We start from the raw sequence: 639 nt of genomic DNA, 5'->3' as shown, positions 1-639 counted from the left end.
TTTACTCATAACTGAATGCCACCTCCTGCGGAGGTGGTCATCGACAGATTGGCTCTGCCAGTAAGGCTACTCATGGGAAAATCCGAACTGTTATCCCCATAACAGAGAAGGATTTAACCATGAGTAGATTCAAGAAAGCATCGCATGTACTTTGGTGTTGTCAATATCATATCGTCTGGACGCCCAAATACCGATTTAGGATACTGAAAAATAATGTAGGAAGGGAGGTTTATAAGCAGATACGGATTTCCTGTGAACAACTCGAGATAGAAATTGTAGAATTGAATGTTCAAATAGATCATGTTCATCTTTTGGTAAAAATCCCCCCGAAATTATCTGTATCTGAGGTGCTTGGGCATTTAAAAGGACGAACAGCCATTCGATTATTTAATAAATTCCCCTATTTAAGAAAGAAAAAGTTATGGGGAAATCACTTTTGGTCGAGAGGGTACTGTGTGGATACCGTAGGTGTAAATGAAGAAATGATAAGGAAGTATGTGAAGTATCAGGAAAAACATGAACATGAAGACAATCAATTATCGTTAAAAGGGATGTGAAGTGAAGGCTCTCAGAGTCTGAACTAGTAACGCCCCTCTGGGGCGAAATCAAAGCCGCCTTCTATGAAGGCGGATTTTTACT

General features: G+C 39.9%; 1 protein-coding gene. It reads left to right on the top strand.

What is annotated here, in order from left to right:
• Positions 1 to 119 precede the first annotated feature (119 nt).
• Positions 120 to 557, top strand: a complete 438-nt coding sequence (tnpA, locus tag Xets_RS14150; RefSeq protein ID WP_074021892.1) for an IS200/IS605 family transposase — start codon at positions 120 to 122, stop codon at positions 555 to 557.
• The last annotated feature ends 82 nt before the right edge of the window (positions 558 to 639 follow it).

It is taken from the genome of Xenorhabdus sp. TS4 (genome assembly GCF_014467265.1).
In the GTDB taxonomy this organism is placed as follows: Bacteria; Pseudomonadota; Gammaproteobacteria; order Enterobacterales; family Enterobacteriaceae; genus Xenorhabdus; species Xenorhabdus ehlersii.
Note: the sequence above shows the minus strand (reverse complement) of the source record. Positions and strands in the feature narration are given on the sequence as shown.

Excerpts from the sequence above, each read along its gene's own strand:
- tnpA (WP_074021892.1), top strand. The coding sequence starts at position 120 with ATGAGTAGATTCAAGAAAGCATCGCATGTACTTTGGTGTTGTCAATAT.